Here is a 23,433-nt window from a genome sequence, read left to right as displayed (position 1 = left end):
ACGAGAAATGCACTAACCTGTCCGGGCATGGAACGGTTCCGCGCGTCCGACGGTGTCACGATCGCCTACCGCCGCTGGGGTACGCCCGGCGACCGGCCCCCGGTGGTGCTGCACCACGGTTTCGTCGTCGATGCGGTAGCCAACTTCGAGTCGCCGGGTGTCGTCGCGGCCCTGGTCGCAGCCGGCCGGGAGGTGATCGCCCCGGACGCGCGCGGCCACGGCGGCTCGGGCAAGCCGCACGACCCGGCGCTGTACGGCGAGGCGCGCATGGCCCGCGACCTCAGCCAGCTGCTCGACCACCTGCGCGTCACGGAGCTCGACCTGGTCGGGTACTCGATGGGCGGCGTGGTCTCGGCCATCTTCGCCACGCACGACCGGCGCGTGCGCCGCCTGGTCCTGTCCGGCGTCGGCGCGGGCCTGGCCGAGCTCGGCGGCCTGGACACCAGGGCGATGCCGCCGGCCGAGATCGCCGCGGTGCTGCTGACGGAGTCGGCCACCGCCGTCGAGGCGTCGCCGGCCAAGGGGTTCCGGACCCTCGCCGACGCGCTGGGCGCCGACCGGGTCGCGCTCGCCGCCCAGGTCTACGCCGTGCACGCCGCAGCGATCCCACTCGACCGGATCACCGCGCCCACCCTGATCCTGGCCGGCGCGGACGACGAGCTCGCCGTGCGCCCGCAGGACCTGGCGGCCGCGATCCCGGGCGCCCGCTGGCACACCGTGAGCGGCGACCACACGACCACGCTGGGCTCCCCCGCCTACATGCCGGCGCTACTGGACTTCCTGGACGGTTAGCCCGGCCGGTGCACTGTGGACGGTGGCGGCGCCGTCGGCGGTGACCGACACGTCGAGTGCTCCGCTGCCGATGCGCAGACCCCGGATGCGGTACCCCCCGACCGGCGACGGCCGCAGTGGACTGATCGTCACCCGGCCCGCCGGCACGTCGACGTCGAGGCCGAGCAGCGCGGTGAGCAGCGCGGGCCCCGCGGCCGCCGACCACGCCTGCGGGCGGCACGCGGCCGGGTACGGCGTGGGCGCGTCGTCCCCGCCGTACAGCTCGGGCAGCCGGAACCCGAACCGCTCCCCCGCCGCCACCAGCGCCCGCACGAGGGCGGCCGCCTCGGCGCGGTGCCCGTCGCGGGCCAGCCCCAGCAGCGCGATCGCGGTGTCGTGCGGCCAGACGGAGCCCAGATGATAGGACAGCGGGTTGTACCCGCCCGACCCCGGCGCCACCGTCCGGACCCCGAACGGCGAGGCGAGGGCGGCCACGTGCCCGGCCACCACCCGGCTCTCCTCGGCGTTGAGCAGGCCGGTGCCGAGCAGGTGCCCCATGTTCGACGCGACGCTGTCCACCTGCGCCCCCGACCCGTCGAGCGCGATCGCCGGGTAGCCGCCGGGGCACCAGAACGCCTTGCGGAACCGCTCGGCGAGGTCCGCCGCCCAGGCCCGCCACCGGTCACCGCCACCACGGCCGAACGCGTCGAGCAGGGCGGCGCCGTCGAGCGCGGCCCGGTACGCGTACGCCTGCACCTCGCACAGCGCCAGCGGCCCCTCGGCGATCCGCCCGTCGGCGTGCTGGACGCCGTCGCCGGAGTCCTTCCACCCGTGGTTGGTGAGCCCTTTCGCGCTGGCCCGGTAGGCGATGAACCCGTCGTGCCCGGCCAGCCAGTCCAGCGCCCGCTCCACATTGGACAGCAGCGGCTCCACTTCGGACGGCGGCAGGCCCCACCGCCAGGCGTCGGCGAGGGTGCTGACCCAGAGCGCCGTCGCGTCGACGGTGCCGTAGTAGACCGGCGGCAGGTGGTAGGACGCGTCCGGCGGGCGGACCTCGTGCAGGATCTTCCCCGGCTCCTCGTCGGTGTCGGGGTCGTGCCGGGCCCCCTGCCGCCGGGCGAGGGCGCGCAGAGTGCCGGCGGCGACCGCGGTGCCCATGGGCAGCGCGAGGCGGGCCGCCCACAGGGAGTCGCGGCCGAAGAGCGTCAGGTACCAGGGGCTTCCGGCGGTGTAGTAGACGTCGGGCCCGTCGGCGCGGCGCAGGGCGTCGAGGTCCTCCACCCCGGCCCGCACGAGCTCGTCGAGCCGCCGGTCGTCGGCCCGCACACGCAGCTCGCTCAACCCGCCCACCGGTGCGCTGCCCCTTTGCGCAACGCTCATTCGCGCAACGCCGACTTGCGCGATGCCCATTCGCGCAGTGTCCGCTTGTGCAATGTCCGCTTGTGCAATGTCCGTGCGTGTGATGTCCGTGCGTGTGATGTCGATTCGTGCGGTCCATGTCCGGCGGGGCGGGAGCGTCACGTCCCAGGTCAGGTCCGGGCCGGTCGGCGGCGGGTCGGCGGCCAGCGTGACGGTCATGCCGTCGGGAGCGCGGGACGACGTCGTCAGGCCGGACATGGGCAGGTCACGTGTGCGTCCGTCCTTCACGGCGCCCATCCGCGCGAAGTCCGTCGCCGCGCGCACGTCGACAGCGACCGACAACGTCCGGTGCGAGTTGTTCGTCAGGGTGAGCGTTTCGACCCCACCGTCCGGGACGGCTGTGCGGTGGCGGGTCAGGGTGACGGTCGGGTCGGGGCCTTCGTCGCCCAGTTCGCGCACGACCGCCGTGAACTCGGCTGTCGCCGCGCCGGTGCGGCGGGCGCCGATGGGGACGGGGACGTGGCCGGCCACGGTGACCGTGAACCGGGCTAGGACGCGGCGGTCCTCCACGTACAGGCCGTCAGGGTCCTCGGCGAGCGCGCCGGAGGGTCCGCTCAGCCAGGTCGTGGGGGCGGCGACGCACGTGATGTGCTCGTGCAGGTACGGCTGCCGGCCTTGGTCTTGCATCGACACTGGGCCCTCCTCTTGACAACTCCATCACCGGGTGAGACGGTGCCGACATCCGGTGTTGAACGTTCAAAATACAGATATCGCAATTTGAACGTTCAACACGACGCACCTTACGACATCCGGGAGCGATTGTGCAGCCCACCGTCGAGGACGTGGCCCGAGCCGCCGGGGTGTCCCGGCAGACCGTGTCCAACGTGCTCAACGCGCCCGAGCGGGTGCGGCCGCAGACGCGGGCCCGGGTCGAGGCGGCAATCGCCCAGCTCGGGTACCGGCCCAACCGCCTCGCGCAGGGGCTGCGGGCGGCGTCGTCGCGGATGATCGGGTACCGCATCGAGCCCGTCCACCCCCACGCGCTCGGCAGCATCCACGACCGGTTCCTGCACGCCCTCGCCGACGCCGGCCGCGCCGAGGACCACCACCTGCTGCTGTACACCGCCGACGACGCCGAGGGCGAGATCGCCGGCGCCGTCTCCCTCTACAAGGCCGGCGCGATCGACGCGCTCGTCCTCTACGGCCTGCACCCGGGCGACCCGCGCCCGCCGGCGCTGCGGGCGCACGGGGTGCCGTTCGCGGCGTTCGGGCGCACCGGCGACGACGACGGCCACCCCTGGGTCGACGTCGACAACACCGCCGGCACCGCGGCCGCGACCCGGCACCTGGCCGAGCGCGGGCACCGCCGGATCGCGTTCGCCGGCTGGCCCGACGGCTCCGCGGTCTCCGACCGGCGCGCCGAGGGCTGGCGCGAGGCCTGCGCCGGCCTGGGCCTGCCCCTCGGCCCGCACCTGCGCGGCGAGGACTCCCTCGCCACCGGGGCGGCGCTCGGCGCCCGGCTGCTCGAGCACCCCGACCGGCCGACAGCGGTCGTCGCGGCCACCGACACGCTCGCCGCCGGACTGCTGCGCACCGTCCGCGCCCGCGGCGCCGAGCTCGCCGTCGTGGGCTTCGACGACACCCCCACCGCGGCCGCCCTCGACCTGTCGAGCGTCCGGCAGCCGATCGAGGCGGCCGGCCGCGCCATGATCTCCGCCCTGCTCAATCCCCCACTGGCCGACCCCGCACCGGCCGACCCCCCACTGGGCGGCGGCCCGCAAGCCGCCCGCCTGCTGGCCCCCGAGCTGATCGTCCGAGGGTCAAGCACCGGCACGCCCTGACACCCCCATAGGAGTGATTCCCGCATGAGACACCTCCGGCCCGCCCTGGCGCTCATATTCGCGACGACCCTCGCACTCACCTCCGCCTGCGGCGACGACGGCAGCGGCGGCCAGGGCGAGGCGTCCGGCGCGAAGCTGACGATGTTCGCGTTCTCGTCCTCGCCCGCCGAGGACGCCGTGCTGCGCAAGGCCATCGACGACTACAACAAGCGGGGCAAGAACACCGTCGAGCTCAAGGTGCTGCCCGAGTACGACACCGCGCTGACCACCGCCCTGGCCGGTGGCGCACCCCCGGACGTCTTCTACGTCAACGACAACAAGCTGCCCGACCTGGGCAAGAGCGGCGCCCTGGAGGCGATCGGCGACCAGGTCGACAACCCCGGCGACTTCTACGACACGCTCAAGCAGTCGTTCACCTACCAGGGCACGTACTACTGCGCGCCCAAGGACTTCTCGACGCTGCAGCTGGTCTACAACACCGCCGACTTCCAGGCCGCGAACCTGAAGCCGCCGACGACCTGGGAGGAGCTGGCGACGACGGCGAAGGCGCTCACGAAGCCCGGCCACCCCGGGCTCGTGCTGGCGCCGGAGTTCTATCGGTGGGGCGCGTTCTTCGCCCAGGCCGGCGCGTGGCCGACCGACGACAACGTCACGAAGATGACGATGGACACGCCGCAGATGAAGACGGCGCTGCAGTACCTCACCGACAACCACAAGGCCGGCTCGTTCGCCACCCCGGCCGCGGTCGGGGCCGGCTGGGGCGGCGAGGCGTTCGGCAAGGGCCTGACCTCGATGACCGTCGAGGGCAACTGGATCGTCGGCGCGATGAAGAACGACTTCCCGAGCACGAAGTACGCCGTCGCCGAGCTCCCCGCGGGCCCGGCCGGCAAGGGCACCATGTCGTTCTCCGTCTGCTACGGCGTGGCGAAGGCGTCGAAGAACAAGGCGGCCTCGCTCGACCTGGTCAAGTTCCTCACGTCGCCCGACGAGCAGCTCACGATCACCAAGGAGTTCCCGGTGATGCCCTCGCGCAAGTCGCTTGCCGACAAGTGGCTTGCTGACAAGCCGGAGCTGAAGGCGTTCGTGTCCGGCGCGGACTACGCGAAGAAGTCGGTGTTCGTGCCCGGCTTCAGCACCGTCATCGAGACGTTCAACGACGGCATCCAGGGCCTGGCGAAGGGCAACCGGCAGGTCGACGAGGTCGTGACCGGCACGCAGAAGGCCGGCTCGTCGGTGCTGGGCTGATGCGGGCGACGCCGTCCGCCCCGGCCGCGCGTTCGCGCGGCCGGGGCGGGAGCGAAGCGGCCGGCGGGAGCGCGGGCCCGGGCGGGCGCCGGGGCCGCAGCGGCATCCGCGGGCGGCAGGGTGCGGCCGGCTGGCTGTTCGTGTCGCCCGCGCTCGTCCTGCTCGCCGTGTTCATGGTCGCGCCGATCCTGCTCGCGCTGTGGGTGAGCTTCCGTGACTGGAGCGGGCTGGCCCCGCTGTCCGCATCGACCCCGGCCGGCTCGGACAACTACCAGGATCTGCTCACCCACACCGGTGTCGTGCGCGGGGACTTCGCCAAGAGCCTGCGCAACAACCTGTACTACGTCATCGGTGTGGTGCCCGCGCAGACCTTCCTGGCGCTGATCCTGGCCGTCATCGTCAATGCCAAGCTCCTGCGGGGACGGACGTTCTTCCGGGCCGCGTTCTACTTCCCGTCCGTCACCAGTTCCATCGCCGTCGCGTTCATCTTCGTGTTCCTGTTCAGCCCCACCGGCGTCGTCAACTCGGTGCTGTCGGCGCTCCTGCCCGGCCGGGTGAACCTGGTCTGGCTGGACGACTCCGACGGCCTCATCCACCTGCTGCTGCGCACCGTCGGCGTCGACTCGGCCCCCGGTCCGCTGCGCCACGAGTTCCTCGACCTGTCGTGGTGGGACTGGATCTCCGGCCCGAGCGTCGCGCTGAGCTCCATCATGATCCTGGCCACCTGGACCACGACCGGGACGTTCATGCTCATGTTCCTCGCCGGCCTGCAGAACATCCCGACCGAGGTCGAGGAGGCGGCCGAGGTCGACGGGGCCACCCGCCGGCAGCTGTTCTGGCGGGTCACCCTGCCGATGCTCAAGCCGACGCTGTTCCTCGTCGTCACCCTCGGCCTGATCGGCACGTGGCAGGTGTTCGACCAGGTGTACGCGATGACGTCCGGCGGCCCCCAGAAGACGACGCTGACCCCGGCGTACCTCGTCTACCGCGAGGGCTTCCAGAACTCCGCGATGGGCCGGGCGGCCGCGATCGCCTTCATCGTGTTCGTCATCATCCTCGTCTTCACCGGCCTGCAGCGGCTGGTCCTGCGCAGGGAGCGCTGATGCTACGCCGGGCCGTCCTCACGCTGTTCGCGGTCATCTTCATCTACCCGTTCCTGCTGTCGCTGGCCACGTCGTTCAAGTCCCGCCCGGAGGTGGCCGCGCATCCGGTCACCCCGTGGCCCCGCAGCTTCGACCTGCGGGCCTGGGGCGACGTCCTGCTGCACAGCGATTTTCCACTGTGGACGTTCAACTCGATCGTGGTGACCGTCGCCGCGACGCTGCTGCGCGTCTTCCTGGACTCCCTCGCCGGCTACGCGCTCGCCCGCCTGGACTGGCGGGGCCGGGGCGTCGTCTTCGCGGGGGTCGTCTCGGTGCTGGCGGTACCGCCGATCGTGCTCACGGTCCCCCGGTTCCTGGTCCTCAAGGAGCTGACGCTGCTGAACTCGTACACCGGGCTCATCCTGCCCCTGGCCGTCGACGCCATGGGCATCTTCCTCATGCGCCAGTTCTTCGTCGAGCTCCCCCGCGAGCTGGAGGAGGCGGCCCGGATCGACGGCGCGTCCATCTTCGGCGCGTACTGGCACATCGTCCTGCCGCTGGCCCGCCCGGCCCTGCTGACCCTCACGATCCTGTCGTTCCAGGGCGTCTGGAACGAGTTCCTGCTCCCGCTCATCGTGGTCCGGGCGAGCCCGTCGCTGTGGACGCTCCCGTTCGGGCTGTCCACGCTCGGCCGCGGCGGCGCCGGTGGTCAGTCCTACGACTACCCGGTCATGATGGCCGGTTCGATCCTGACCATCGTGCCGGTCGCCGCCGTCTTCATCGTCTTCCAGCGCTTCTTCGTCCGTGGCGTGGCGGCCTCGGGCGTCAAGGGCTGAGCGCGCGGCCGCGGCGGCCGGCCCGGCGCATGCACCGCCGCGCCGGCCGGCGGCGTCTCGGTGATGGCGGGCCGGCCGCAGGGGCGGGCCGTCGTCGCATCAGGGAGACGTTCATGCCTTCCGGCCGACGCTGCGGCGCATGAGCAGGACCAGGCCGATCACGTAGAGGACGGTCAGGCCGGCGGCGGGCCAGGCGAGCGGGTCGAGGTAGGTGATGTCGGCGGCCCAGTAGCGGTCGTCGGTGGGCGCGTACACAGGCTCGATGCTCGCGCCGGACCGGACCGGCAGGAGCAGTGTGACACCGCACGCCGCGAGCAGGCCGAACGGCCACAGCACGACGGACAGGATCGCCGTGCGCAGTGTGCTGCCGGTGAGCAGACCGAGCAGTGCGGCAACGGACAGGGTGAGCACCGCGCGCATCACCATGAACGCGATGTTGTTCAGATGGAACAGGTCGAGCAGTTCGTACGTGTCGTTCGCGAGCACCGTGTACCGGGCCGCGACCAGGCGATACACGGTGGCCACGACCCCTGTCACGAGCACACTCGCGCACAGGGCGACACCGAACTTGCCCAGCACCCACCGCCCGCGCGGCACGGACTGCGTGAGCGCGAACGCGATCGTGTCGTCCGCACGCTCACCGGCGAACAGCGGCACACCGAGCAGCAGGCCGATGAGCGCCGGCCCGAACGCCGCCGTCAGCTGCATGAGCAGGACGGGTGTACCGGCCTGATAGCACAGGTTGGGGTTGAGGCAGTCCGGTCGCCCGAGCGCGTCGAGCCGGTCCTGCACCGTGGCCGCGGCGGCCAGGATGACGGTGGTGAGCAGTGCGCCGAGGGCGGCGGCGCCGATGAGGTACGGCCGCAGCAGACGGACCGCGAGCCACGTCACGCCGCACCGTCCCGCCCGCGCAGGTATCCGAGCACGAGCTCCTCCAGGTTGGGGGTGTGCCAGGCCAGGGTGCCGGCCGGGACGGGTTCGGCGACGCGGACGAGGGCGGTGAAGCCGTCGCCGGCGCGGCGCAGTTCGATGACGTCGGCGCCGTCGAGGGCGGGCAGGTCGGCCTCGGCCCCGTTGACCAGGCGGTGCCCGGCCAGCGCGGCGTCGACCTCGACGGCGGCGCGCACCCGGCCCCGGTCGAGCACGACGACGTGGTCGCAGACGCCGGCGAGGTCGGCGACGGCGTGGGTGGAGAGCACGACGGTGGTACCGCCGGCCGCCGCCCCCATCAGCGCCCGGACGGACTCGGCCCGGGCCACGGGGTCCAGCGCGGCCAGGGGCTCGTCGAGCAGTAGCAGGTCGGGCCGCTTGCCGAGGGCCATGATGAGCGCCAGCCGGGCCCGCACCCCCGGGGCCAGCCGGCCGACGCGCTCCTGGAGGGGCAGGCCGGCCGCCCGGGCCAGTTCCCATGCGTGGTCCGCGGCCCAGCCGGGGTTGAGCCTGGCCCCGAGGCGCAGGGTCTCGGCGACGGACAGCTGGCGGTACAGCGGCGAATCCTGGGCGAGGAAACCGATCCGGGGCAGCGCACGGTCACCCGGCGGGCCGCCGAGGACGGTGACGGTGCCGCGGTCGGGCCGCAGGAGCCCGGCGGCCGCGCGCAGCAGCGTGGTCTTCCCGGCGCCGTTGCGGCCGACGAGCGCGGTGACCGAGCCGGCTGGGACGGCGAACGAGCAGTCGTCGAGTGCCCGCCGGTCACCGTAGGCCACTGTCACGCCGTCGGCGATGAGGGCCGGTGCGGGCAGCCCGAGGGCGGGGTCAGGCGACACGGCACGCCTCGTCGAGCAGCGCGTGCAGGTCGGCCCGCTCGAGCCCGGCGGCAGTGGCCCGGGCGACCCACGCGGCGAGGTCGGCCCGCAGGTCGGCGACGTCGAGGGGCGGCTGGTCGCGCACGTACGTGCCGGACCCCTGGCGGGCCTCGACGAGCCCGACGGCCTCCAGCTCCCGGTACGCCTTGAGCACGGTGTTCGGGTTGACGCCCAGGCCCTCGGCGACCTCGCGGGCGGTGGGCAGCCGGTCGCCGCCCTTGAGCCGCCCGACCCGGATGGCCTGCCGGACCTGCTGGACGAGCTGGGCGTATACGGCCGTGCCGCCGCGCCGGTCGACCCGGAACAGCGTCGAAACACTCATTGCGTTAGTGAACTAGTGCAATTGTACCGACGTCAAGCAACCAAGCGCTTACTCATCCCTTGCCGGCCGGCTGCGATGGAGATCCAGCCGCGCGCGGCCGCGGCCCCCGACGTGTCACGACTGCTTGCGCAGCGCCTCCGCCAGCAGCTCGACCAGGTGCCGGCCGTCCGTCGACGCCAGATCGGAAGCCTGCGTGCGGCACGAGAACCCATCGGCCAGCAGTACATCGCCCGGGCCCGCCTGGCGCAGGGCCGGCAGCAGCTGCTGCTCCGCCACCTGCACCGACACCTCGTAGTGCCCGCGCTCCACGCCGAAGTTGCCCGCCAGCCCGCAGCACCCGCCGAGCCGCTGCACGGTCGCGCCCGTCGCCTTGAGCAGCTTCGCGTCGGCCTCCCACCCCATGACCGCATGGTGATGGCAGTGCGGCTGGGCGATCACGCGCACACCCTCGAGGGACGGCGGCGTCCAGCCGGGCGTCCGGGCGAGCAGCTCCGCCACCGTCACGGTCGCCGCCGACACCGCGCGGGCCGCGTCGGTGTCGACGAGCTCCACGAGGTCGCTGCGCAGCACGCCGGTGCAGGACGGCTCGAGCCCGACGATCGGGATGCCGCGCTCGGCGGCGTCGGTCAGGGCGGCGACGGTACCCCCCAGGATGCGTTTTGCGGCGTCGAGCTGACCCGTGCTGATCCAGGTCAGGCCGCAGCACGCGGAGGCGGCGGTGAGCTCGGGCGCGTAGCCGGCGGCGGCGAGCACCTCGACGGCGGCCTTGGCGATGTCCGGGGCGAAGTGGTCGGTGAAGCTGTCCACGAACAGCAGGACCGGCCGGCCGCCCGCGGTGCGCTGCGGCGCGGTCGCGCGGAACCAGCGGCGGAACGTCTGCGACGCGAACGCCGGAATGGAGCGGCGGGCGTCGACGCCGGCGAACCAGAGGGCGATCCCGCGCAGCCCGGGCGCGGCGGTGAGCGCGTTGGCGATGCGGGGCAGCCGCGACGCGAGCCGTGACCACATCGGCAGCCGGCCCAGCGCGTAGTGCGAGCGGGGGCGGATGCGGCCCTTGAAGCTCTGGTGCAGCACCTCCGCCTTGTACGCGGCCATGTCGATCCCGGTCGGGCAGTCCGACGCGCAGCCCTTGCAGGACAGGCACAGGTCGAGGGCGTCGTGCACGGCGGGCGCGCGCCAGTCGGGGGCCAGGTCGCCGTCGAGCATCTCCTGCAGCACCCGGGCGCGACCGCGCGTCGAGTCCTTCTCGTCGCGGGTGGCCAGGAAGGACGGGCACATCACGCCGCCGAGCACCGTCGTGTCGGCCCGGCACTTGCCGACGCCGGTGCAGCGGTGCACGGCCTGGTTGAAGTCGCCGTGGTCGGCGTGGTAGCCGAACGCCAGCGGCTGCTTGACCGGGCGCCCGGACGCGACCCGGATGTTCGCGTCGACCGGGTCGGGGTCGACGAGCACCCCGGGGTTGAGCAGGTTGGCCGGGTCGAACGCGTGCTTGACCGCCTTGAACAGGCCGAGGGCCTGCGCGGAGTACATCCGCGACAGCAGTTCACTGCGGGCGCGGCCGTCGCCGTGCTCGCCGGACAGCGACCCGCCGTAGCTGACGACGAGGTCCGCGGCGTCCTCGAGGAACGCGCGGAACTTCGCGGGGCCGCCCGGCCGGTCGAGCGGATAGTCGAGCCGCACGTGGACGCAGCCGTCGCCGAGGTGCCCGTACGGCATCACCGACAGCCCGTGCCGCTCGCACAGCACGTCGAAGTCGCGCAGGTAGTCGCCGATGCGGGCCGGTGGCACGGCCGCGTCCTCCCAGCCGGCGTGCGCGGGCAGTCCCGACGGCGCCCGCCCGGCCAGCCCTGCGCCGTCCTCGCGAATCCGCCACAGCGGTGCGGCCTTCGCGGCGTCCTCCTCGATCAGCGCGTCGAGCGCCCCCGCCGCGTCGACCAGGCGCCGCGCGCGGTCGCGGCACTCGTCGAGGTCATCACCCGCGATCTCGACGAAAAGCCACGACAAACCTCCGGGCAGCGGGGGTACCGCCGCAGCCCCCCGACGGCTCCGGACGAGCTCGACAATGCGCGAGTCGATGCCCTCGCACGCGGTCGGCGTGAAGGTGAGGATCGTCGGCACGATGTCACCGGCGGTCCCGAAGTCCGGGTACCCCAGCACGACGAGCAGCCGATGCGCGGGGTCGACGACGAGCCGTACCGTGGCCTCGGTCACCACGGCCAGGGTGCCCTCGCTGCCGACGAGGAGCCCGGTCAGGTCGAGGCCACGCTCGGGCAGGAGGTGCTCGATGGCGTATCCGGACACCTGGCGCGGGAACGTGGCGAACTCGGTGCGGGCGACGGCGAGGTTGGCCTGGGTGACGGCCGCGAGGGTGTCGGCGATGGCCTTGGCGCCCTCGAGGGTGGGCCGCCCACGCTCGTCACGCCCGGTGGCGAACCGCTCCCCGTCGATGGTGAGCGCGTCGACGCCGATGACGTTGTCGGAGGTCCGGCCGTATCCGAGCGTGCGCGACCCGCACGAGTTGTTGCCGATCATCCCGCCGATCGTGCAGCGCGTGTGCGTCGACGGGTCGGGCCCGAACCGCAGGCCGTGCGGCTTCGCGGCGGCCTGCAGGGTGGCGTGCACCGCCCCGGCCTGCACGCGCGCGGTGCGGGTGGCCGGGTCGACGCCGAGCACCCGGTCCATGTGCCGGCTGAAGTCGAGCACGACCCCGGGCCCGATCGCGTTGCCGGCGACGGAGGTGCCGGCGCCGCGGGCGGTGACGGGCACGCCGAGCGTGCGGCACACCTCGAGCGTGGCCGCGACGTCGTCCTCGTGGCGGGGGCGCACAATGGCCCGGGGTACGACCCGGTAGAGGGAGGCGTCACTGCCGTAGGCCGAGCGGTGCGCCGCATCGACGAGGACGTCACTCACCCCGGCCCGGGCGAGCCGGGCCACCAGGTCATCGTTGGACACCCTCGCCATCGTACCGGTACACGGTGAGCACGAAATCGGGGCAGACGAGCTGGCAGGCGGTGCAGCCGGTGCAGCCCTCGTGCAGGACCGGATAGCGGTAGCCGAGCTCGTTCACCGTGGCCGACATGGCGAGCACATCCGGCGGACAGGCGGCGATGCACAGCTCGCAGCCCTTGCACTTGTCGGCCTCGATGAGCAGGGTCCCCCGGGTGATGCGAGCGCTCTGATTCATGCGCCTCCTCCTTCCACAACGTCGCCACCGATGCGTGCGCTCGCCGACTCGGGGTGATGCACGTCATGCCCAACTCGCACACCGCCACGCCCAGCCACCCGGCCGGTGCACCTCATGTGCACACTTGCGCGGCCGATGCGCGCGTCATGCGTCGCTCTCATCCACGACTTCGGCGACGTCGTCCCAGTCGTCGCCCGGCGTGACGACCGGGAAGACCCCGCGGCGATGCAGGGCCGCGATGGCGTTGTCAGCGGTCAGGCGGATGTGCGCGAGGGCCGCCGCGCCGGCCGCGGCCGGTGAGCGATCGCGCAGCGCGATGTACTCGGCGTGCAGAGCCGCGCGTTCGTCGGTGAGCGAATCGTCAATCGCGAACCGGGCGGCGACCGGCACCAGGCCGGAGAACGTGCGCAGCAGTGCACGCAGGTGGTTGCCGGCGCCGGCGACGTTGACGACCCGGCGGAACTCGCGGGCCAGCGCCTCGAACTCGTCCGGGTCGTCGCAGCCGGCCAGCGACTCGTCGAGCTTGCCGAGCGCCTCGAGCACCGCGGGGTCGCGGCGGCGGGCGACGCGCCGGTTGGTGAGCGCGCTGAGCATGCCGTACAACTCGAACGCCTCGCGCACGGTCGCGTCGTCGAAATCGCTCACGAACGCGCGTTTGTAGTGTGCACGTTCGACGAGTCCGTCGCGTTCGAGCTGGATGAGGCCCTCGCGGACGGGGACCCGGCTGACCCCGAGCTCCTCGGCGATGGCGTCGAGGTCGAGGCGCTGCCCGCTGCGCAGTTCGCCGGAGAACAGGCGGCCGAGCACGTAGGCGGCGACGGCCTCGCTGGTGTTCGCGCGCTCCAGTTTCATACCAGCTCGCCCAGTTTGTACCGCTGCTCCATGGTGTCCTGCTGGTATTCGGGCCCTTCCGCGGTGGGGACGAACCAGCCGGTCGGGCACATGGTGAGGATCTCGACGAGCGAGAAGCCGCCGCGGTTGAGCTGGGTCTCGAAGGCTTTGCGGATCATGCGCTTGGTCTGCAGTACCGCGCCCGCCGTGGAGACCGCACCGCGAGCCACATAGCCGACGCCGTCCAGCCCGGCGACCAGGTCGGCCACCGGGATCGGGTAGCCGTGCGTCTCGGGGTCACGCCCGTCGATGCTCGTTTTCGTCCGCTGGCCGAGCACTGTCGTCGCCGTCTGCTGTCCGCCGGTGTCGCCGAACACGCCGTTGTTGAGCATCACGCACGTGATGTTCTCACCGCGCGCAGCCGCGTGCAGGACCTCCTGCAGCCCCTCGTTCGCCATGTCGCCGTCGCCCTGCAGCGTGAACACCGCGACGCCGGGCCGCACACGTTTGATGCCTGTCGCGCACGCCGGTGCACGACCGTGCAGACACTGCAGCACGTCGACGTCCATGATGCGCACGAAGCTGCCGTAGCAGCCGTGCCCGACAACCCCGATGGTGCGCTGCACGATGTCCAGGTCCTGCAGCACCTCGAGCAGAATGCGCAGCGCGACCGGTTCGCCGCAGCCGGGGCACAGCGAGTGCTCGCCGAGGATCAGGTTCGGCTTCGCCGCAGCCGCCGTCTTCGCCGGCCGGACCGGCGGCCGTGAGGTGTCGATCGTGGCCACAGCGCCGCTCGTCGTCGCAGCATCGTCCGCGGCGACGGCGCCGCTCGCCCTCGCAGCGCCGCTCGTGGTCACAACGCTGTTCGTGGTGACACCGCCGCTCGTCGTCGCGGCTCCGGTTGTGGTGACAGCACTGCTCGTCGTCGCGGCGCCGGTTGTGGTGACAGCACCGTTCATCGTCGCAGCGCTGTTCGTGGTGACAGCGTCGCTCGTTGTCACGGCGTCATGCCTGGTCACTGCATCGCCCGTCGAAGCAGCGTCGTCCGTGGTTACAGCGTCGTCCGTGGTCACAGGGCCTCCAGGATGCGGCGGCGCAGGACGGGGGCGTCCAGGAGCGGGCCGTACGACAGGCCGGACTCGGCGATGCTCACCCCGCCGATGAACCGCACGGCTGAGCGATCGTGCGCGTGTATGCGCACATCGTCGAGCATCTGCCCACCGTTGAGCTCGAAGACGAGCACGTTCTTCGCGCCGCGGGTGGCCGCGGTGAGCGCGTCGCCCGGGAACGGCCACAGCGTGATCGGCCGGAACCAGCCGATGTCGTGCCCCTCCGCGCGCAGTTCGGCCGTGACGTGCTCGACGAACTTGGCCGCCGACCCGAACGCGACGACCATCGTCTCGGCGCCCGGGTCGCGCTCCTCGTGCCGCTGCTCGAGCGCGCCGATGCGGTCGAACTTCTCGGCGATCGCCCGCCAGTGCCCGTCCGGCCCCAGTCCGGGGGCGGTGGCCTTGCCCATGGCCCAGGTCCAGATCTGGCGGCTGTGCCCGGTGCCGCCGCCCGTACCGTCGAGCGCCCAGTCCTTCGCGGGCAGCTCGCCGAAGTCGCGGCGCTCGATCTCAACGCCGACCCGGGTCTGGGCCAGCAGTGGATCGCCGTAGAGCACGACCGGCGCCCGGTGCTTGTCGGCCAGGTGGAACAGCAGCTGGGTGTGCTCGACGGCCTCGGGGATGTCCTTCGGTGCGAGGGTGATGGTGCGGTAGTCGCCCCAGCCGCCGCCGCGGGTCGCCTGGAAGTAGTCCTGCTGGTTGCGGGCCAGGTTGAACACGACGAACGGGGTCTCGTTGAGCGCGGCCTCGGCGATCGCCTCCTGCATGAGCGCGATCCCCTGCCCGCACGACCCGGTCGCCGCCCGCGCGCCGGCCGCGGCGGCACCGAGCGTCATGTTGACGCCCTCGATCTCACTCTCCGCGTTGAGGCAGACCCCGCCGGCCTTGGGCAGCCGCCGCGACATCTCCTCCAGAAGTCCCGTGAACGGCGACATCGGGTACCCGGTGAAGAACCGGCAGCCGGCGACGATCGCGGCCTCGGCCATCGCCGCGGTCCCTTCGAGCAGCTCAAGCGTCATGCGGCGCTCCCTTCCCGGGGTGTGTGGGTCATGCCGCGACTCCTTCGAGGGCCTGAGCGCCCGCTTCCAGGGCTCGTGCGTTGGCGGCCGCGTGCTGTTTGCGGTACGGCGGGAGCAGCTCTTCCATCGCCGACACCAGCGAACCGGCGCGGACAAGCCCGGTCAGCGCGTTGTACGCCCCGAGCAGCACGAACCCGGACGCGTTCGGCGCCTCGGCGCCCTTCGCCCGGGCCATCGCGTCGATGGCGAACACCCGCAGGTCGGCCCGGAACGTGCCGGGGTCGACAAGCGGCGTGTTGGCCAGGACCAGGGCCCCGGTCCGCAGCCGGTCCTCGACGCCCTCGCTGTGCCGGTGGTGGGCGAAGATCGCCGACCAGGCCGAGGGCAGGATGGGCAGCGCCATGAGCGGGGCGTCGCCGATGACGACGCCGGCCTTGGACGGCCCGCCGCGCATCTCACCGCCGTAGTCGGCCGCGAGCATGGCGTAGCGGCCTTCCCGGGTCGCGGCCAGGGCGAGCGTCTTGGCGAGCAGCTGGATCCCCTGTCCCCCGACGCCCGTGACGAGCACTTCGCGTTCCATGCCCCTCCTTGCCGACCTCGGCCTCCGCGTCGCCGACCTTGGCGCGGTCCGAATCTTGACGTGGTTTGAATATTAAATACAAAATCTAATCCGAGCGTCAAGGGAGGTCGCGAATGCGGGCACTGGTCCTGCGCGGCTTCGGCGACGCAGCCGTCGAGGACGTCCCCGACCCGGTCCCCGGACCCGGCGAGGTCGTCATCGACGTGGCCTGCGTCCAGCCGAGCGTCACGGAATGCATGCTGCTGGCGGGCGAGCCGATCGCCATGCACACCGTCCTGGCCGAGCGCCTCGCGGCCGGCCCGACCCGGTTCGGCGGCCACGAGTTCGCCGGCGTGATCACCGCCCTCGGCCCCGGCGTCGTGCCCCGCCCTCCTTCGCCGCGTACTCCCCCGTCCCGCATCCCTCCGTCGCGTACTCCCGCGTCAGTCAGCCCGGCACTCGGCGCCCCTGCACCGGGCGCGCCTTCGGCAGGCACTTCCTCAGCCGGCTACCCCTCACAGCTGGACCTGGCCACTCGAACGCCCCTGGTCGCGGCGTTTCCGACATCTGCTCCGGCCGGCGGTCGGCCCGACTCCGGCCTTGCGGTCGGCGATCGGGTCACCGCAGTCGAGACCGCCACCTGCGGGCAGTGCGCCGCCTGCCGCCGCGCCCGCCCGGACGCCTGCCGCTCCCCGGAGGTCCTCGGCTTCACCGGCCCGGGCGCGTTCGCCGAGCGGGTCGTCGTTGCGGCCCGGACCGTCGTGCGCGTGCCCGACGGCGTGCCCGCCGCGCACGCCGCCGCCGTGCAGCCCCTGGCCGGCGCAATCCACGGCCACGCGATCGCCGCCGTCAAGCCTGGCGACACGGTGCTCGTCATCGGAGCCGGCGTCATGGGTGTGCTGCACACGCAGGTCGCCCGGCACGGCAACGCGGGCCTCATCATCGTCACCGGCCGCAGCGCCGCCAAGCGTGCACTCGCGAAGCGAGCAGGTGCTGATCTTGTGCTCGATGCGACAGCAGACGACATCGTCGCGCACGTCATGGACGCAACTGACGGCATCGGCGCGGACGTGGTGTTCGAATGTGCAGGTGAGTTCGAGCAGGCTGTGCGGTGCGCCCGGCGCGGCGGCACGGTCGTGATGGTGTCCGTGCTGTCCGATCACGCACCGGCACCGCTCGCCCGCCTGCGCGAACGCTCAGTGTCGCTGCTGCACCCGCGCTCGGGCGCCGGCGGCTACGCGCCCGGCAGCACCGTGTTCGAGCACGCACTGCGTCTGGTGCAGCGCGGTGACGTCGACCTGCAGGGGCTGATCAGCCACCGCCTGGCCGGTGTCGAGGCGCTGCCGGAGGCGTTGGAGATCACGCGGTACAAGGGCAGATACAGCGCTCTCGGGCCGGCCCAGGTGGACCTCTTCGACTGGAATCGGGCATGAGCGGTGTGGCACCAAACGACGTGGCCGCCATCCAGCAGTCCGGCGGTTCCCGCTCAGGCCGCCGCCTCAGCCAGACGCCGACACCCCGGCCAGACTCCGCATTGCCCCAGCCAGACGCAGCGCTCGGGCCAACGCTGATGCGCCGGCGAGACGCGGTGCCCGAACCGAGCACCGGTGCCGCAGCACAGCGTCGGCGTCGCGGCAACAGGCCGCTGCCGCAGCAACAGGCCGCTGCCGCAGCAGAGCGCCCGTGTCGCGGTGAGACGCCGGCGCGCCGGCGAGATTCCGGTGTTCCAGTACATCGGCGGTGTGGCAGCAGAACGGGGGTGCCGGCGTGAGCCTGCTCATCGGTGACATCGTGACGGCCGCGGCCCTCACCGTGCCGCACGCGACCGCGGCCACCCTCGGCCCCGACGAGCTGACGTTCCGGGAGCTCGATGTGCGCGCCGACCGGGCCGCCAACGCGCTGGCCGGGCTCGGCGCCGGGCGGGGCGACACCGTGCTGTGGTGCGCGCACCCGACACTGCGCTCGGTCGAGGTGTTCGTCGCGTGCGCCCGTGTCGGCGCCGTGTTCGCACCCGTCAACCCCGGCCTGCCGGCTGAGGAGCGCGACCGGATCCGATCCTATGTGGACCCAAAGGTCGTGCTGTCCGATGTGGACTTCTCGGCGGCGGTACTGCACCCGTCCACCCTGGACGGCGGCGCCCCCGGATTCGCCCGCGTGCCGCTGCACGACGGCGACCCGCACATCCTGTACCTGACCAGCGGCAGCACGGGCGCACCCAAGGGTGCCCTGGTCAGCCACCGCGCCAGCTGGCTGCGTGCGGCCCCGGGCGGTGGCACGTTCACGACCGGGCTGCGCGGTGACGGCGGGGTGGTATGCACGTTCCCGCTGTACCACTATGGCGGCTGGCACTATGTCATGGAGGCGTGGCAGCACCGCACGGCCGTGCACCTGGTCCGCCGGGCCGACGCCGCCGACATGATCGCCGTCGTCGAACGGCGCCGGCCATCGGCGCTGTACTGCATCCCGGCCGTCTGGGAGCGCCTGCTCGACCCCGAGCATCGCCACGCCGACCTGCGCTCGCTGCAGCACGCCGACACCGGCACGTCAACCGTCGCCGGCGACCTCGTGGAGCGGATCAAGGCGCGGCTGCCCGGCACCACGACCTCGATCCTGTACGGCTCGACCGAGGCCGGGCGCATGGCCGCCCTGCACGACTGGGAACTGGCCCAGCGCCCCGGCAGCGTCGGCCGGCCGGCCACGCCGAACGCGCTGTGGCTCGGCGACGGCGGCGAGGTGTGCACGAGCGGCCCGGCGCTGATGCACGGATACCTCGGCGCCGAACCTCTGGACGGCGTGTACCGCTCCGGCGACGTCGGCCGGATCGACGACGACGGCTACCTGTACCTGACCGGCCGCACCCGCGAGGTCATCCGCACCGGCGGCGAGTCGGTCGGCCCGGCCGAGGTCGAGCACGCGCTGCGCGGCCTGCCCGGCGTTCTGGACCTGGCCGTCGTCGGCGTCCCGGACGCCCGCTGGGGCGAGGTGGTCTGCGCGGTCCTCGTCGTGCCGCCCGGCGCCGAACCGCCCACGGTCGCCGACGTCCGCGCGCACGTCGCCGGCCGCCTGGCGTCGTTCAAGCAGCCGCGCCGGGTGTCCGTCGTCGACGCGATCCCGCGCACGCCCGCGACCGGGCAGATCCAGCGCACCCGCCTGCGCGCGCTAGTGTCCGGCGACTGAGGTGTCGTAGCGTTCCTGCGCGCGTCGGCCCGGCGGCCCACCGACGCGTGGCGGCCCGCCCGCCTGCCCGGTCGGCTCGCCCCGTGCCGTTGCTCAGTCGGCCGGGGTGGCCAGCCAGGTCTCCAGCTCGCCCAGGTACTGCGGCACGTACTCCGGATTCCACCGTGCGAAGTACACGGCCGTGCTCAGCGAGTGCAGCGCGTTGCCGAACCGGACCCGGTCCTCCCAGTCGGCCGGCAGTCCCGCCTGAAGGTCGTACGCCTCCAGGAACGGCACGAGCCCGTCCGGGTACCCGTCGAAGATGTGCTCGTACAGCTTGGCGAAGTCCATGAACCGGTCACCCCACCGGCCGTGCTCGAAGTCGAGGATGCACCGGATGTGCCCGTTGCGGACCAGGATGTTGGGCAGCCACAGGTCCCCGTGCAGCAGCGCCGGGTGCTCGTCCTCGGGCACCACGATGTCGACGGCGGCGTGCAGCGCCCGGCCGGCCCGCTCGATCAGCCCGGCCGGCAGCGTGGGGCCGGCCTTGCCGACCTGGTTGTCCACTCGCGCGTGCAGGAACGCGCGAACGTCGTCGTACCGCTCACGCCCGAGCACGTCCCCGAACCACGGCCCGTAGCAGGTGTGGATGCGCGCGACGATCGTGCCGAGCTCAGCCGCGAACGCCCGCCGCTCCCGGTCGTCGAGCCCGTCCCACGCCTGGTCCGCGGGCGTGCCGGCCTGGAACTCCTGCACGAGCAGCGGCCCGCCGAGCGCTACGGCGTGCGGCTGGAACGCCCGGAACCGCACAACCGGCACGGCCCCGTCGGCGGCGTGCCGGGTCGCGGCGATGAGCCGGCGCATGTGCTCGGGGTCGGGGCTGCGCACCGGGTGCTTGGCCAGCAGCTGCCCCTCGTCGGTGTCGGCGACCCACTGGCGGCTGGTGTACCCGCCCTCCAGCGGCCGGATGTCATCGACCCGCAGTCCCGGGCACGCCTCCAGCAGCGCCGCGCGCACCGCATCGAGTCCGATCGTCACCCGAGCATCGTAGACGCCGGTTCGTGCCCGCCTCCCATGTCCGATCGCGCACGCCGCAGGTGTCTGGTCGCGCACACCTCGCATGTCGGGTTGTGCGCGGCCGGATGTCGAGCCGTGCAACGCATCGGCGCCGCCATTGCACCGCTACCTGGCACGGCTGGCGGTAGATGTCGGGACCGCACACTGGACATCCGGTCGTGCGCGCTTTCGATGTCGAGCTGTGCACGCTCCGCATCTCGGGCGTGCACGCTTTCGATGTCGGGCGTGCGCGCTCCGAATGTCGGGCGTGCGCGCTCCAGATTCAGTTCGTCCACGATCCAGGTTTCACGTCGTGCACGCCGACATATGGGTCATGGCCGCCCGATGAGCGTTTGCGCCACCTGCCCGTCGCCGATTTCGCGCCCGTCCACGTGCGCGTGCACATCGAACAGGTACCGCCGTCCACGCACATCCGCGAGCACGGCCGTCACGGTCACGGTCTGCCCGATCGTGGCCGGCCCGCTGTGTCGCACCCCGATCCACGTGCCGAGCGACGCCGTGCCCGGCGCGAACACCGCACGCAGGATGTCCGCCGCCGTGTCCTCCATGAACGCGATGATCGACGGGGTGCTCAGGACCGGATCGGCGTCCGGGACATGGTCGGTGGTCACGTCCTTGGTGACCGGGAACAGCCGGGTCAGCGCCGTGCCCGTCTCCGGCTCCCGACGCAGCAATGTGTGCGTTCGCGCAGTGCGCACCGGCCCACGACGGATTCGCACATCCGCGACGAGGCGTGCGCCGTGCACGATGCGCACAGTGACCGTGTTCGCACTGCGCGCCGTCACGTGGGCGCGCAACTCGCCGGTGAGCGCGTCGCCGTGCCAGATGAGCTGCTCGACGTGGCACTGGTCCGGCAGCGGTACCGGTGGCAGCCCCGCCGACACGGCGAGGTCGAGGGGCTCACCGATCGGCACCAGCCAGATGTCGTCCACGCGCGCGCTCCCGCCTTGACACCGTCTCTCCGACCGACACAGAATGGCACAACCAAGCGCTTGTTTGGTAGAGGCGAGAGGGGTCGGCTCGTGCACTTCCCACCCGGCACGGCACCGGCGGCCGGCAGCGTTCACGAACGGTATGTCGCGGACCGCCTGGCCGACGTCGGCCGATGGGGTGCGGAAACACTGCCGGACGTCGTCCGCCGCCACGCGCGCGAGCACCCGGACGGCCTGGCTTTCATCGCCGGCGCCGACCGCATGACATGGCGCGACTTCGACGCCTGGTCAACCGCGTTCGCGCAGCAGCTCGTGCAGTCCGGCCTGGCGAAAGGCGCCCGGGTCGGCGTGCTGTTGCCGGACGGCGTCGAGGTACACGTCGCCTACCTGGCCGCGATGAAGGCCGGCGTCGTCGTTGTCGCGATCGGCCCCCGCGCCGCCCGTCTCGAGGTCCGTCACCTGCTCACGGTCGGCGGCGCAACGGCCTTGGTCAGCCTGAACGAACACCGTGGGGAGCCGGTCGCCGGCCTGATCGACGGCCTGGGCATCGACACGCACATCGTCCTCGGCCCGGGCAGCATCATGGACGCGCACACCAGCAGCAGTGCCGCAAACGCGCCTGCCCACCCGAGTAACGACAGCGGCAAACCTGCACATTCGCACACCGACGGCGGACCCGACATTGCGCGTTCGGACACCGACGGCGGGCCCGACCAACCGCATTCGCACACCGACGGCGACGCAACGCTTCACGGGCGGCAGCTCGGCCTCGGCGACATCCACCTGCTCAACTCGACGTCGGGCACGACCGGGATGCCCAAGTGCGTGGTGCACAACCAGAACCGCTGGTTCTACTACCACGAACTCGCTGTCGAGTGCGGCGACCTCCGCACCGACGAGGTGTTCCTGACGCTCATCCCGGCGCCGTACGGGTTCGCGCAGTGGACCGCCAACTTCACGCCGACGTTGCTGGGCGCGCCGACGGTCGTCATGCCCCGGTTCAGCGCCGACGAGGCGCTGCGGCTCATCGAGCGCGAGCGGGTGACAGTCGTCTGCTGTGTGAGCACGCAGTTCATCATGATGCTGAACTCGCCCGTCCTCGACGAGGTCGACCTGTCGTCGCTGCGGTGCATGTTCACCGGTGGTGAGGCGGTGCCGTTCGAGCGGGCGGCCGAGTTCGAGCGGCGCACCGGCGCCAAGGTGCTGCAGTTCTTCGGCTCGAACGAGACCGGCGCGCTGTCGCGCACGTCCGTCACCGACACGGTCGAGCAGCGCCTGCGCACCGCCGGGAAGGTCATCGACGAGATGCAGGTCCGGCTGTTCGCGGAGGACGGCACCGACGTGACCGCCGTGGGCGGCCCGGGCCAGGCGGCGTGCGCGGGCCCGGCGACGTGCCTCGGGTACTTCGCCGACCCGGAGGCCAACGACAAGCTGTTCACACCGGACGGCTGGATGCTGACCGGCGACATCTGCACCATTGACGCGGACGGCTACCTGCGCGTTGTGGACCGCAAGTCCGACTTCATCATCCGCGGCGGCAAGAACATCAGCGCGGCCGCCGTCGAGGACCAGGTCGGCACCCACCCGGCGGTGGCGATGGTGGCGGCGGTCGCGGTGCCCGACCCGACGTTCGGCGAGCGGGTGTGCGCGTTCGTCGTGCTGCGCGAGGCGGCCACGCTCGACCTGCACGATCTGCGCGCCCACCTCGACGCCCGCGGCGTGTCCCGGGAGAACTGGCCGGAGCGCCTGGAGATCGTCGACGACCTGCCGCGCGGCTCCGGCGGCAAGGTCGCCAAATCGCAGCTCCGCGACCGCCTCCGCGCGGTCGCCGGCGCCGCTACGGGGTCGTCCGGCTCCTGAGCGCGACAAGGGCCTTGTCCGCGTGGACGTCCATGCGGATCTCGCTCTTCACCACGGCCAGGACACGCCGGTCGGTGTCGATCACGAACGTGGTGCGCTTGGTCGGGGTGAGGCCGCCGAGGCCGCCCTTGACGCCGAACTGCTCACGCACCGTGCCGGCCGGGTCGGCCAGGAGTGGGTAGCCGAGGCTGTGCTTGTTCGCGAACTCGGCCTGCTTCGCGATCTCATCGCCGCTGATCCCGACCGGCTGGCCGCCGGCCGCGCGCAGCTCACCGGCCATGTCGCGGAAGTGGCACGCCTCTTTGGTGCAGCCGGCGGTCATCGCGGCCGGGTAGAAGAACAGCACGACCGGCCCGTCCTCCAGCAGGGTGCTGAGCTTGCGCGCGGTGCCGGTCTCATCCGGCAGTTCGAAGTCCTCGACCACGTCGCCGACGTTCATAGCGGG

At 72.4% G+C, this 23,433-nt stretch carries 21 protein-coding genes; 8 read left to right on the top strand and 13 right to left on the bottom strand.

Going from position 1 to position 23,433, the window contains the following annotated elements; translation table 11 throughout:
• The first annotated feature begins 27 nt into the window (after positions 1–27).
• On the top strand, positions 28–792 hold the full coding sequence (locus Dvina_RS21605; protein ID WP_223104272.1) for an alpha/beta fold hydrolase: 765 nt from the start codon (positions 28–30) through the stop codon (positions 790–792).
• On the opposite strand, the gene Dvina_RS21600 is transcribed toward Dvina_RS21605, so the two are convergent.
• Entirely contained in the window at positions 769–2,817 is a 2,049-nt protein-coding gene (locus Dvina_RS21600; RefSeq protein ID WP_246656570.1) for an amylo-alpha-1,6-glucosidase, read from the bottom strand. The genes Dvina_RS21605 and Dvina_RS21600 overlap by 24 nt on opposite strands.
• Before the next feature lie 134 nt (positions 2,818–2,951).
• On the opposite strand from Dvina_RS21600, the gene Dvina_RS21595 reads away from it, so the two are divergent.
• From Dvina_RS21595 to Dvina_RS21580, 4 genes are read left to right on the top strand one after another with little or no spacing between them, the layout of a single operon-like run.
• Positions 2,952–3,971, top strand: coding sequence for a LacI family DNA-binding transcriptional regulator (locus Dvina_RS21595; RefSeq protein ID WP_223104270.1), 1,020 nt, complete (start codon positions 2,952–2,954; stop codon positions 3,969–3,971).
• 24 nt (positions 3,972–3,995) lie between these two features.
• A complete protein-coding gene (locus tag Dvina_RS21590) occupies positions 3,996–5,216 on the top strand; it encodes a sugar ABC transporter substrate-binding protein (RefSeq protein WP_223104269.1) in 1,221 nt (406 codons plus the stop codon).
• The gene (locus Dvina_RS21585; RefSeq protein WP_223104268.1) at positions 5,216–6,319 is read left to right on the top strand and encodes a carbohydrate ABC transporter permease; all 1,104 of its coding nucleotides are present in this window, start codon (positions 5,216–5,218) and stop codon (positions 6,317–6,319) included. Before Dvina_RS21590 ends, Dvina_RS21585 begins: the two co-directional genes overlap by 1 nt.
• Entirely contained in the window at positions 6,319–7,134 is an 816-nt protein-coding gene (locus tag Dvina_RS21580) for a carbohydrate ABC transporter permease (protein WP_223104267.1), read from the top strand. Before Dvina_RS21585 ends, Dvina_RS21580 begins: the two co-directional genes overlap by 1 nt.
• Positions 7,135–7,245: 111 nt before the next feature.
• On the opposite strand, the gene Dvina_RS21575 is transcribed toward Dvina_RS21580, so the two are convergent.
• The 9 genes from Dvina_RS21575 to Dvina_RS21535 all read right to left on the bottom strand — a co-directional run bounded on the left by Dvina_RS21575 (position 7,246) and on the right by Dvina_RS21535 (position 15,984).
• Complete coding sequence (locus tag Dvina_RS21575) at positions 7,246–8,025, bottom strand: ABC transporter permease subunit (RefSeq protein WP_223104266.1); 780 nt, start codon at positions 8,023–8,025, stop codon at positions 7,246–7,248.
• Entirely contained in the window at positions 8,022–8,900 is an 879-nt protein-coding gene (locus Dvina_RS21570) for an ATP-binding cassette domain-containing protein (protein ID WP_246656357.1), read from the bottom strand. Before Dvina_RS21570 ends, Dvina_RS21575 begins: the two co-directional genes overlap by 4 nt.
• Positions 8,890–9,261 carry a GntR family transcriptional regulator gene (locus Dvina_RS21565; protein ID WP_223104265.1) on the bottom strand — a complete coding sequence of 124 codons (372 nt, stop codon included), beginning with the start codon at positions 9,259–9,261 and terminating at the stop codon, positions 8,890–8,892. The genes Dvina_RS21570 and Dvina_RS21565 overlap by 11 nt, the downstream gene beginning before the upstream one ends.
• A gap of 114 nt (positions 9,262–9,375) precedes the next feature.
• On the bottom strand, positions 9,376–12,213 hold the full coding sequence (locus Dvina_RS21560; RefSeq protein ID WP_380031722.1) for an FAD-binding and (Fe-S)-binding domain-containing protein: 2,838 nt from the start codon (positions 12,211–12,213) through the stop codon (positions 9,376–9,378).
• Positions 12,200–12,445, bottom strand: coding sequence for a 4Fe-4S dicluster domain-containing protein (locus Dvina_RS21555; protein ID WP_223104263.1), 246 nt, complete (start codon positions 12,443–12,445; stop codon positions 12,200–12,202). The genes Dvina_RS21560 and Dvina_RS21555 overlap by 14 nt, the downstream gene beginning before the upstream one ends.
• A 144-nt stretch (positions 12,446–12,589) precedes the next feature.
• Positions 12,590–13,297: a GntR family transcriptional regulator gene (locus Dvina_RS21550; protein WP_223104262.1), complete on the bottom strand. Its 708-nt coding sequence runs from the start codon at positions 13,295–13,297 to the stop codon at positions 12,590–12,592.
• Positions 13,294–14,277 carry a thiamine pyrophosphate-dependent enzyme gene (locus tag Dvina_RS21545; RefSeq protein ID WP_223104261.1) on the bottom strand — a complete coding sequence of 328 codons (984 nt, stop codon included), beginning with the start codon at positions 14,275–14,277 and terminating at the stop codon, positions 13,294–13,296. The genes Dvina_RS21550 and Dvina_RS21545 overlap by 4 nt, the downstream gene beginning before the upstream one ends.
• A 68-nt stretch (positions 14,278–14,345) precedes the next feature.
• Entirely contained in the window at positions 14,346–15,404 is a 1,059-nt protein-coding gene (locus tag Dvina_RS21540; RefSeq protein ID WP_223104260.1) for a hypothetical protein, read from the bottom strand.
• 28 nt (positions 15,405–15,432) lie between these two features.
• On the bottom strand, positions 15,433–15,984 hold the full coding sequence (locus Dvina_RS21535; protein ID WP_223104259.1) for a 2-oxoacid:ferredoxin oxidoreductase subunit gamma family protein: 552 nt from the start codon (positions 15,982–15,984) through the stop codon (positions 15,433–15,435).
• A 113-nt stretch (positions 15,985–16,097) separates the two neighbouring features.
• On the opposite strand from Dvina_RS21535, the gene Dvina_RS21530 reads away from it, so the two are divergent.
• Positions 16,098–17,396, top strand: a complete 1,299-nt coding sequence (locus tag Dvina_RS21530) for a zinc-dependent alcohol dehydrogenase (protein WP_223104258.1) — start codon at positions 16,098–16,100, stop codon at positions 17,394–17,396.
• Positions 17,397–17,730: 334 nt separating this feature from the next.
• Positions 17,731–19,140, top strand: a complete 1,410-nt coding sequence (locus Dvina_RS21525) for a class I adenylate-forming enzyme family protein (protein ID WP_223104257.1) — start codon at positions 17,731–17,733, stop codon at positions 19,138–19,140.
• 93 nt (positions 19,141–19,233) lie between these two features.
• On the opposite strand, the gene Dvina_RS21520 is transcribed toward Dvina_RS21525, so the two are convergent.
• Both Dvina_RS21520 and Dvina_RS21515 read right to left on the bottom strand, forming a co-directional pair.
• Positions 19,234–20,157, bottom strand: a complete 924-nt coding sequence (locus tag Dvina_RS21520; RefSeq protein ID WP_223104256.1) for a phosphotransferase family protein — start codon at positions 20,155–20,157, stop codon at positions 19,234–19,236.
• A gap of 350 nt (positions 20,158–20,507) precedes the next feature.
• Complete coding sequence (locus Dvina_RS21515; RefSeq protein ID WP_223104255.1) at positions 20,508–21,080, bottom strand: thioesterase family protein; 573 nt, start codon at positions 21,078–21,080, stop codon at positions 20,508–20,510.
• 138 nt (positions 21,081–21,218) lie between these two features.
• On the opposite strand from Dvina_RS21515, the gene Dvina_RS21510 reads away from it, so the two are divergent.
• Positions 21,219–22,988: a class I adenylate-forming enzyme family protein gene (locus Dvina_RS21510; RefSeq protein ID WP_223104254.1), complete on the top strand. Its 1,770-nt coding sequence runs from the start codon at positions 21,219–21,221 to the stop codon at positions 22,986–22,988.
• On the opposite strand, the gene Dvina_RS21505 is transcribed toward Dvina_RS21510, so the two are convergent.
• Positions 22,966–23,427, bottom strand: a complete 462-nt coding sequence (locus tag Dvina_RS21505) for a peroxiredoxin (protein ID WP_223104253.1) — start codon at positions 23,425–23,427, stop codon at positions 22,966–22,968. The two genes, Dvina_RS21510 and Dvina_RS21505, sit on opposite strands and share 23 nt — an antisense overlap.
• Positions 23,428–23,433 lie beyond the last annotated feature (6 nt).

Origin of the sequence: Dactylosporangium vinaceum (assembly GCF_019904175.1) — a bacterium.
In the GTDB taxonomy this organism is placed as follows: Bacteria; Actinomycetota; Actinomycetes; order Mycobacteriales; family Micromonosporaceae; genus Dactylosporangium; species Dactylosporangium vinaceum.
Note: the sequence above shows the minus strand (reverse complement) of the source record. Positions and strands in the feature narration are given on the sequence as shown.

What these genes read in the sequence shown, in the direction of transcription:
- Dvina_RS21605 (WP_223104272.1), top strand. Translation starts at nt 28, where the DNA reads ATGGAACGGTTCCGCGCGTCCGACGGTGTCACGATCGCCTACCGCCGC.
- Dvina_RS21600 (WP_246656570.1), bottom strand. Translation starts at nt 2,817, where the DNA reads ATGCAAGACCAAGGCCGGCAGCCGTACCTGCACGAGCACATCACGTGC.
- Dvina_RS21590 (WP_223104269.1), top strand. Translation starts at nt 3,996, where the DNA reads ATGAGACACCTCCGGCCCGCCCTGGCGCTCATATTCGCGACGACCCTC.
- Dvina_RS21585 (WP_223104268.1), top strand. Translation starts at nt 5,216, where the DNA reads ATGCGGGCGACGCCGTCCGCCCCGGCCGCGCGTTCGCGCGGCCGGGGC.
- Dvina_RS21580 (WP_223104267.1), top strand. Translation starts at nt 6,319, where the DNA reads ATGCTACGCCGGGCCGTCCTCACGCTGTTCGCGGTCATCTTCATCTAC.
- Dvina_RS21565 (WP_223104265.1), bottom strand. Translation starts at nt 9,261, where the DNA reads ATGAGTGTTTCGACGCTGTTCCGGGTCGACCGGCGCGGCGGCACGGCC.
- Dvina_RS21555 (WP_223104263.1), bottom strand. Translation starts at nt 12,445, where the DNA reads ATGAATCAGAGCGCTCGCATCACCCGGGGGACCCTGCTCATCGAGGCC.
- Dvina_RS21550 (WP_223104262.1), bottom strand. Translation starts at nt 13,297, where the DNA reads ATGAAACTGGAGCGCGCGAACACCAGCGAGGCCGTCGCCGCCTACGTG.
- Dvina_RS21540 (WP_223104260.1), bottom strand. Translation starts at nt 15,404, where the DNA reads ATGACGCTTGAGCTGCTCGAAGGGACCGCGGCGATGGCCGAGGCCGCG.
- Dvina_RS21535 (WP_223104259.1), bottom strand. Translation starts at nt 15,984, where the DNA reads ATGGAACGCGAAGTGCTCGTCACGGGCGTCGGGGGACAGGGGATCCAG.
- Dvina_RS21530 (WP_223104258.1), top strand. Translation starts at nt 16,098, where the DNA reads ATGCGGGCACTGGTCCTGCGCGGCTTCGGCGACGCAGCCGTCGAGGAC.
- Dvina_RS21505 (WP_223104253.1), bottom strand. Translation starts at nt 23,427, where the DNA reads ATGAACGTCGGCGACGTGGTCGAGGACTTCGAACTGCCGGATGAGACC.